8 protein-coding genes are annotated in these 9,003 nt (G+C 58.0%); all 8 read left to right on the top strand.

Going from position 1 to position 9,003, the window contains the following annotated elements; genetic code table 11:
- Positions 1-381: 381 nt before the first annotated feature.
- Positions 382-753 (top strand): DUF2282 domain-containing protein, encoded by a 372-nt coding sequence (locus ACESNB_RS03140; protein WP_373003704.1) that lies wholly within the window; start codon positions 382-384, stop codon positions 751-753.
- A 36-nt stretch (positions 754-789) separates the two neighbouring features.
- Positions 790-1,647, top strand: a complete 858-nt coding sequence (locus ACESNB_RS03135; protein ID WP_373003702.1) for a DUF692 family multinuclear iron-containing protein — start codon at positions 790-792, stop codon at positions 1,645-1,647.
- Positions 1,637-2,452, top strand: a complete 816-nt coding sequence (locus ACESNB_RS03130) for a putative DNA-binding domain-containing protein (RefSeq protein ID WP_373003699.1) — start codon at positions 1,637-1,639, stop codon at positions 2,450-2,452. Before ACESNB_RS03135 ends, ACESNB_RS03130 begins: the two co-directional genes overlap by 11 nt.
- The gene (locus tag ACESNB_RS03125) at positions 2,418-2,951 is read left to right on the top strand and encodes a DoxX family protein (protein WP_034742394.1); all 534 of its coding nucleotides are present in this window, start codon (positions 2,418-2,420) and stop codon (positions 2,949-2,951) included. Before ACESNB_RS03130 ends, ACESNB_RS03125 begins: the two co-directional genes overlap by 35 nt.
- Before the next feature lie 5 nt (positions 2,952-2,956).
- Positions 2,957-4,603: a CRTAC1 family protein gene (locus ACESNB_RS03120; RefSeq protein WP_373003696.1), complete on the top strand. Its 1,647-nt coding sequence runs from the start codon at positions 2,957-2,959 to the stop codon at positions 4,601-4,603.
- Positions 4,600-5,271: a DUF6796 family protein gene (locus ACESNB_RS03115; RefSeq protein ID WP_373003693.1), complete on the top strand. Its 672-nt coding sequence runs from the start codon at positions 4,600-4,602 to the stop codon at positions 5,269-5,271. Before ACESNB_RS03120 ends, ACESNB_RS03115 begins: the two co-directional genes overlap by 4 nt.
- Before the next feature lie 394 nt (positions 5,272-5,665).
- Positions 5,666-7,000: an alpha/beta hydrolase gene (locus tag ACESNB_RS03110; RefSeq protein ID WP_373003690.1), complete on the top strand. Its 1,335-nt coding sequence runs from the start codon at positions 5,666-5,668 to the stop codon at positions 6,998-7,000.
- Positions 7,001-7,053: 53 nt separating this feature from the next.
- Positions 7,054-9,003, top strand: a 1,950-nt coding sequence (locus tag ACESNB_RS03105; protein WP_373003687.1) for a putative bifunctional diguanylate cyclase/phosphodiesterase, incomplete at its 3' end; no start/stop codon positions are given.

The following is a 9,003-nucleotide window of genomic DNA, read 5'->3' as shown; positions in this document are numbered from 1 at the left end:
TTAAGGCCTGAGACCCAGGCTGCTAACAGCTCCCGTTCGCCAATTGACAGCTCGCTATCGCTTCGCAGGACAGAGTCGTGGAACGCGAGCAGTGGCTCGACGCCCCTGGGGAATCGTTTGAACAGATCGCTCAGATGCGCGCGGTCCGGAAGGCTGGGATAATAGCTCATGTCGGATTTCCTTTCACGGCAAGTGTTAAAGCATTGCATGTAGTCGAGGATTGTCAGTCCCCGCTTAAGAAATAGTGGACTGAACAGTCCGGAATGCCGGATCGTTGATCCTCCCGCACGCTTTCGTGAGTTTCAGTTCAATAGGGCTTCACGTATTCAGCCCCTGCGCCGCCAAACTGGCGGAGCAGATTTCAACCTGGAGACTAGACATATGTCGCACACAACGTTCATTGCAAAATCCTTGATCGCTGGCCTTGCACTCGCCGCAGCCGCTGGCGCCGCAAACGCGAAACCAAACGCTCAACTTACCCTGGCCGACAATGCGCCCGCGGACGTTCAGTCCGCCTTCACGGCATGGCAGGCTGGTGAGCGAATCGAAGGCCGCAAGGACAAATGTTACGGTATTGCCCTTGCTGGCGAGAACGATTGCAAGGCCGGCAAAGGAACAAGCTGCGAAGGCACATCCACCGTCGACTTCCAGGGAAATGCCTGGACGTACGCGCCCAAAGGCTCCTGCGACTTCATCGTCTCGCCCGAAGGTCCTGCTGCGTTGAACGAACTGGATCGCAATACACCGGCCTGATCCCAGCCCGGCAGCAGAGTTCCTCGGATCACAGTCATGCAACTTCCACCGTCCCCCCCGTCCACTGCGGGTCTCGGGCTAAAACCGGAGCACTTTGCTCCGGCGCTCGAGACCGAAGTTGAAGGATTGTGGTTCGAGGTTCACCCTGAAAACTATATGGTCCAAGGCGGCCCACGCCTGGCTTGGCTGACTGCTATCCGCGAAAAGCGCCAGCTCAGCTTTCACGGCGTCGGTGCGTCTCTTGGCGGGCTGGACCCTTTCGACTCCCAACACATTGAGGCACTCCGCGCGCTGATCGTACGCTTCGATCCGTTTCAGGTGTCTGAGCACGCAACGTTCTCCGCGCACAAGACACGCTACCATGCCGATCTCCTGCCCCTTCCTCGGACGCAGGAAGCGCTGGCACATCTAACAAGCCGGGTTGACGCGTTCCAATCCTTGATCGGACGGGGAATTCTGATCGAGAACCCCACCAACTACCTGCCCTTCGCTTGCGAGCTCGACGAACCGGATTTTCTTGTGGATGTTGCCCGTCGATCCGGATGTGGACTCCTTATGGACATCAACAACATCTGGGTGAGCGCCAACAATGTTGGTGTGGACCCATACGCCTATGTCCGAGCCATACCTGGTGAACTTGTCGGCGAGATTCACGTAGCTGGACACACCGAAGACCCTGCGCTTGGCGCCAAATTTCTCATCGACAGTCATGATGCGCCCGTTAGTGAAGGCGTGTGGCACCTTTTGGGCGTTGCGCTTCAGGCATGGGGGACAAAGCCGGTTCTCGTTGAACGCGATGGCAATATTCCACCGTTTGACGACTTACTTGCCGAATTTCATCACGCCACGCGGATACTGACAGCGTCACATGAGGCTGTGCACAATGCGGCTTGAACAGCATATCGAAGCCATGTCGTCTTTTGCTGCTGGCGGCGCAAGCGCTGCTGCGCTCACTCCTTTGATGGAGGGCGGTGCGCATCCGGGGCAGCGTGCACAAGTCTATCGCAATTCTGGCATCCTCGCCTGTGTTGAGGCCCTCATATCCAATAATCTACGGCTGGCAGCCGTCATGGGGGACGAGTTTTTTAGTGCCCTGGCGCGAGCCTATGCTGATGCGGAACCGCCCTCAACCAGAAGCCTCGTCGGATACGGTGTGTCGCTCGCTCATTTTGTCGCCGCGGCGGAATCTGAACACGGGCTACCTTGGCTGGCAGACATCGCCCGGATGGACCGGGGCTGGCTCAACGCGCATCTCGCACCAGATGCAGACCCGCTTGCACCGGGCGCGCTGGCCGAGATCGATGGCTTGACCCTGATGACATCCACCCTGACCGCGCATCCGAGCCTTAATATTGTCGACACCGAATGGGCGGCGGCATCCCTATGGACGGACCTGAAATCTGGCAAGCTACCGAACCGCCAGATGACCCTGGCGCACCGATCCGAGCACGTTCTTTTCTGGCGTCCCGGAGGAGAAGTCGGGATGCGCGCTCTCAATCCCGGAGAGCACGCGTTTCTCAATTCGGCCATGTCCCAATCGCCACTTGGGGATGCGTGTGAAGCCGCCCTGGCTGCCGAGCCGTCTATTGATCTTTCGCATCTCATTGCCGGCGCCGTCTCGTCGGGATTATTCATCACCATCGCTCAACAAGGGGGAGCTAATCATGATACTCATTCAGAGGCTGCAGGCTGGTTATAGCTGGCTTACCAGCAAGGCCAACATGCTGGAACCGTTTGCGCTACTTATCGCGCGCCTGGCCGTGGCCCGGGTATTTTTCATGTCAGGGCTTACAAAATGGAATGGCTTCCTGTCATTCAACCCTGACAAATACGACCTCTTCCTGTTCGAATTCTTCTGCCCGGAAGATAAGCGCGCTGGCGCCCTCGTGCTGTGCACAGACCAGGCGGCGGGCACATACGCACCGACAACGCAATGGATTGTCGAGCGCTTCGCCAACATGGCCGGTATCATGGAAATCCTTCTGCCGATCCTTCTTGTCCTCGGGCTGACGTCAAGGCTGGCGGCCGCCGGACTGCTCACGATGACTCTGGTGATCGAACGTCTTGTCTTCCCGGATGCCGATAGCTGGTGGGGTAGTCACGTCTGGTGGGCGGCCATCCTGTTTGTAATCGTTGCCCGTGGTCCCGGCCGATTCTCTCTTGACCGACTATTCAAGCTCGAATCCTCGAGAACGTGAGAGCCTTGGGGGCCAGCATGTTTCGATCCACCCCAAAATGGTTCTGGTTTGGCTGTGGCGCACTGGGGATCGGGACAGTCCTGGTCTTCCTCCTCAGCTCAGGCTGGCTCGGTTTTCGCCTGGTCCAACTTGAGTGGAAACCTCAAGGTAAAACAGACCTTAGATTCGCATCAGTTGATCTGCCGTTCGAGAACCAGTCGGACATCCGGGAAAAGACGGGATCGCTGCCCTTCATGGCGGGCGTGGTCATCGACATCGATCGTGACCTCGAGGACGAGGTGTTTCTTGGGGGAGGCCGCGATCAACCGGACGCACTGTTCAGCTACAGCGCCCTGATCGGGAGGTTTGTAAATCAGAGCGCAGATCATGATCTCTCAAAACCTTCAAGCGATGCAACACTGGGCGGCGTCTCCGTCGACGTCGACCGGGATGGATGGACCGATTTGATTCTTGCCCGCGAGAGCGGCGTCTGGTTGTACCTCAACTCCAGGGGCAGACTCGGTGATGGAAGAACCATTTTCAAGCCGGAAGCGGGCACCACCGCTCTTTCGGTGACACCTGGAGACGTCAATGCCGATGGGCATGTCGATCTCTACGTTTCCGGCTATATCAGCAATGATCGCGTCGAGGGTCAGACCATCTTCACGCGCCCTTATGGAGGCTACAGCTATCTGTTGCTGGGGGATGCGGCAGGCAACTTCACCGACGCAACGGAATTGTGGGGCCTGCGCCGCCAGCACAACACGTTCACGGCCGTCCTGACCGATATCGATGATGATGGTGACCCAGACCTGGTCGTTGCCCAGGACACAGGACATGTCGAAATCTGGAGAAACAACGACGCGCCGCCTTTCGAGCGGCTCGAAAGCCCATCCGTGAATTCCTATCCAATGGGGATCGCAGCAGGCGATTTTACCGGTGACGGCGCCCTCGATTTCTATTTCTCGAATGTCGGGCACACTCTGCCGTCCTCGCTCCTGCGCGGTGACTTGCCGAAATCAGCGCCATTCAATTCCAACTACATGCTGTTTGTCGGCAACGACCAGGGAGGCTTCAGCGACCATGCCGCTGAAATGAACGCCGCACGGTTGGGTTTCGGCTGGGGTGTGGTTGCGGCTGATTTCAATCCCGATGGCTGGGAAGACATCGCCATCGCCCAGAATTACGCCAAGTTCGGACAACCGGCACTGATCCACCGCTATGCCGGAAAGATTCTGCAAAATACCCGGGGGCGCAAATTCAACCCGGTAGAGAAGCGCGCAGGCGCGGCCAATCGGCTATTTGCTATTTCCCCACTGGTCGGTGACTTTAACGGCGACGGCCTGCCCGATCTAATCTGGGCCAATCTCAAGGGGCCGGCCAGGGCTTTCCTCAATGCAACGCCCGACCGGCATGGTATACGCATTCGGCTCGACGACTCGGTTTCGGCCTATTCGGCTCGTATTGAGGTTCTTGTCGATGGTCGAACACTTGTCCGTCAGGTGGTACCAGCCCAGGGACTGTGTTCCGACAGTTCGTCGGATATCTTCATCGGCCTGGGCGATGCCGTTGCTGCCGAAAACATCACCCTCCGCTTTCCGGGTGGTCAGGTACGCTCAGCTGAACAAGTGGCAGCCGGCAACGTCATTGACTGGCGGCTCGACGCGCCATGAAAAGTGCTAGCACCTATCCTCGTCAAAACCTTGTCTGGTTCGGAATTGCCGGCCTTGTCGGCGCCCTGCTGACCGGGATCGGCGAAGGGGGCTTGCAACTTGTCCCGGGGGGCAATTACACAGACCCGGACTATGGCTTTTTTCTGGATGTCAGTCGGGCAAGATTGACGTTTGGGCATTTCCTCAGCGTCTCGGCCGCCCCTCTCTATCTAGCCGGCTATTGGCACCTCACAGGTCATCTCCTGCCGCAAGCGCCCAAATGGCGTTTTGGGATTTTCGTATGTTGCGCTTGGGCGTTCATTCTCGCAACGGTCTGGATCGGTCAACGCGCGTTGATTGCTGAAACCGTACAAGATCTCAGTTCAGACGGAGCCAGCCTGGATATTCTGGTTCACCAGACGTTGCTTCACCAGCCCTTGGTGAATGCGCTTCGCTTCGTCATGGCGGCATTTTCGATTATCTGGATACGGCGCATCCTTTCGGGAAAGACACGCTACCCGCGCTGGATGGCATTGTTCAGTCCGGCACTGTTGCTCGCTCTGATTTTTGGCCTATATGCCGCGGCGCCCGTGATCGGATGGCTGGTATTGCCGACGGCCATGAACACGTCACATGCCATACTTTTCACATTGTCCCTCCTCACGACAAGCCGGATTGAGGGACAATGACATCGCGGTTGCTTCTGGCCATTGTCGCCATGTTTGGACTCATTCCGGCAGCTTTGTTGACGGGAGAACATTTCTCGTCGGGTACCGCTTGTCCTCTGATAGGACCGCTACCTGCCTGCCTTCTTGTCTTCGCTGGATATGGTCTCATTTTCTATTCCGCGATGGCATGGGGATGGAAGAGACATTTGGCGTTCCTGGCCGGATGGTTGCCTGTCGCTTTTCTTGCGTTTCTCGCGACGGTTCTCGAGATCGCCAACGGGCCCGTCTGTCCACGTGCATTTGGCTTTCTGCCACAGTGTTTCCTATCCCTGCTGCTATCTGTACTTATCGGAGCCGTCTGGGTGACCGGGATTCTGCGTCACCAGAATGCTCGGTCTCTCGATAGGTCAAGAAGATGAAGCGCCTTCGCGTGCTGGTCCTGTGTGCCGTGCTGGCAAGTTGCGCCAGCGTTTATCCCACCGCGGTCTCACCGACGCCCTGGCAGATGTCAGGTCCCACAGGAAATCTGGCCGGAGATGGCGTGCCACAAAACGCCCGGCAGATGCTTTATGTAACCGACCGTAATATTCTCGTTACAGAACAAGGCTTTGGCGTCGACCGGTCGACCGCGATAGCTTTTGGCCACGTCAGGATTGACACCACCAATATGGGGCAGCGAGACTTCGACGCCTACATGTCGGGACACGCGATCAGCGACAAGCGACCGCGTTATGCCGCGACGCTGACTGATGAAATCGTTCGGTTTCCGGGAACGCCCCTGCCTTTTGCGATCGAGAAGGGCGTGCTCATCCGTGATAGAAGCGCAATCGCCGTCTACAAGGGCGCAGGCGCACAATTTCAAGCCGCACTCACGCAGGAGCTGGAAGACAACGACACCGGCAAAGTCATTCTCTATGTTCACGGCTTCAACAACACGTTCGATGATGGTGCGTTCAACCTGTTCGAACTCTGGTCAGCTGCCGGCAGGGCCGGCGTCCCGATACTGTTCAGCTGGCCGACGGGCGGGCACAAGGCATTGGGCTACTTCAGTGACACGCAAAGCGGTGACTTTTCAGTCTACCATCTGAAAGAAACGCTGCGAATCATCTCTGCAACAGGAGCGGTCAATGAGGTAGTTGTCGTTACGCACAGTCACGGCGCATCGATTGTGACGTCAGCCCTGCGGGAACTGTTGATCGAATCCCGAGGTGCGGGAGTATCGATGCGCGACACTTATCAGATCGACACTTTGATCATGGCTGCGCCAGACATCGATCTTGGCGTGATGGAGCAACGTCTTGTCGCCGAAGCCTTCGGCATCGGATTTGGCCAGATCGATGTCTATCTCAACCCAGGCGACAACGCGCTTGGTCTTGCCGGCTGGATATTTGGGTCGCCGCGATTTGGCGCAGCCCGGCCCGATCAATTGTCGCCTGAATCGCGGGCTGTTTTTCAGGGCGTCAAATCCGTTCACTTCATCATGGTCCAGGACGCCAATCAGTTTCACAGACACAATTATTTCCGGCTGCATCCAGGCGTCCTCGCAGACATCGCCGTCACACTTCGCACCGGCGCCCGTCCTGGCGACCGCGAGCGTGGGCTTGTACATATTGACCTGAATTTCTGGCAGATCGACCAGACCTACAGGCCAGGCCAAGCTGAGCCGGGACGATCCAGATCCGCTCTGCCTGCCCGGACTTACAGCAGCCATCCATCTGAAAGTCGCGCCTCAGGAGGGTCAAGCCATTGAGCTGCAACGTGCCTGGCGTCCTCACTCATCGCGCTCTCGAAGGGAACGTGCATATGCAAACCAGACCAGCCGCACCTGATACACAACTCGAGAATGAAATCCGAATCGGCGATCGCTCGATTGCGCTTGTAACAGCCACACTCCTGGTCCTGATGGCGCTGGTATACTTGATGACCCCGGCGCCCGGTGATGCAGGTTCGAGAACCTTGGATCCTGTCTGGCCAGCCATGTCTGCGCTCGCAATCCTGTCGCTTTTCCGCATCTACATGTCACGTCAGCGGCCACTGCCATCCTGGCTTTCATACATAACAATGGCTGGCGAATTTGCCGTCCTGTTTACTCTGATCGTCTGTTTTGAGGCCAAGTATGATCAGCCTCCTGCTTTTGTGCTGAAATCACCGACGGTCATCTGGCTTTTCGTTCTGATTGGCCTGCGAGCCCTGAGATTCGATCCTCTGGAGGTTCTCGCAGCCGGCGCAATGGCTGCCACCGGATGGACCGGCCTGACCCTGTGGGCTGTCTGGCAAAGTCCGCCGAGTGCAATAACGCACGACTTTGTGGCCTATATGTCCGGACCGTCCATTCTTGTCGGCGCCGAAGTCGAGAAAGTCCTCGCCATTCTCCTGTTCTCGTTCAGCCTCGCGATTGCGATGCGGCGAGGACAGCGCTTCATGGGGCGTGTGACTGATTATGCCAGCCAGCTCGTGCGCCTGCTGAAAAAGGAAAAGCGGCTTCTCGCAAAGCTCAGGCAGGAATCTGAAGAGCGACAGCAGACAGCGCGTCAGCTGCATGATGCCTTGTACACAGATGCCCTGACAGGGCTGCCCAGCCGGCAGGCACTGAATGATGAACTCGATCAGCGGGCAAGGCAGCGCCCCTTTCGCCCGCTCCGGCTTGTTCTCGTTGATCTCTGCAGCTTCAGGCGTTTCAACGACACGATGGGCCGGGTTGCCGGGGATGCGCTGCTTGTGCGCGCGGCTCAGGACCTGCGTGGCGCGTCCCGGCCTTCGACATTCATCGCGCGGATCGCCGCAGACGAGTTCGCGATTCTTGCGTCCGTGCACCCGGATGAATTGGAAGGCGCGGATATTCCGAGCCTTGGGAGTTTCGGTCGGTCGATTGACGCTGGCAGCTTCACGTTCTCAGGGGGGGGCAATTCCGGTGCCGCATGGGCGAGGGAGTCTCGGGATATCCCGATGCTGATGCACAATGCCAGCCTCGCCCTGAACGAGGCCAAGCGCCTTGGGCGCCAGAGGTCGGTCGACTTTGACAAGGGGCAACGCCAGCGCGCCGAGCGCCTTGCTCAGTTGGAATCTCACTTGCACATAGCCATCCGGAGCCGCCAGTTGTGGGTCGCCTACCAGCCGATCATTTGCTTGTCGACCAATCTGCTCGCAGGTTGGGAGGCGCTGCTGCGCTGGACGCACCCTTTGCTGGGTCCGGTGCCGCCGGTCGATTTCATTCCGCTGCTTGAAGAATCTGGCCTGATCAACCAGGTCGGCCGCCGCATCCTGATCGTTGCGGCTGAAGACGCGCGCCGCATGTCGCTCGCGCTCGGCCGGAAAGACCTCTTCATGAGCGTCAACGTATCCCCGTTTCAGCTCAACGAGCCCTCTACACTTGTGGGAGCCGTCCACAAGGCACGTACGCGCTTTGCCCGGCTGAAACTGGAGCTCACCGAGAGTGGTGTGGCCGAGGATCCTGTCCGCGCCCGGTCGGTCCTGTCACAGTTGCGAGACGCCGGGGTTCAATTGTCCCTGGACGATTTCGGCACCTGCATGTCGTCGCTGGCCCACCTTCAGCAATTCGAGTTCGACTATCTCAAGATCGACCGGGCCTTCGTCCAGAGTGACGAGGACGCATTTATCAAGGGAATCCTGCTCCTTGCCGGCGCACTTGGACTCACAACGATTGCCGAGGGTATTGAAACAGATGCAGACCGGAAAAGGCTGCTTGAACTCGGAGCGCGGTATGGTCAGGGTTATTTCTGGGGCGCAGCAACG

This window comes from Hyphomonas sp. (assembly GCF_041689225.1).
Classification (GTDB): Bacteria; Pseudomonadota; Alphaproteobacteria; order Caulobacterales; family Hyphomonadaceae; genus Hyphomonas.
The sequence above is the reverse complement of the archived record's forward strand: the minus strand, read 5'-3'. Positions and strand labels throughout refer to the sequence as shown.

Coding starts and splice junctions, on each gene's coding strand:
- ACESNB_RS03140 (WP_373003704.1), top strand. CDS start 382: ATGTCGCACACAACGTTCATTGCAAAATCCTTGATCGCTGGCCTTGCA.
- ACESNB_RS03135 (WP_373003702.1), top strand. CDS start 790: ATGCAACTTCCACCGTCCCCCCCGTCCACTGCGGGTCTCGGGCTAAAA.
- ACESNB_RS03130 (WP_373003699.1), top strand. CDS start 1,637: ATGCGGCTTGAACAGCATATCGAAGCCATGTCGTCTTTTGCTGCTGGC.
- ACESNB_RS03125 (WP_034742394.1), top strand. CDS start 2,418: ATGATACTCATTCAGAGGCTGCAGGCTGGTTATAGCTGGCTTACCAGC.
- ACESNB_RS03115 (WP_373003693.1), top strand. CDS start 4,600: ATGAAAAGTGCTAGCACCTATCCTCGTCAAAACCTTGTCTGGTTCGGA.
- ACESNB_RS03110 (WP_373003690.1), top strand. CDS start 5,666: ATGAAGCGCCTTCGCGTGCTGGTCCTGTGTGCCGTGCTGGCAAGTTGC.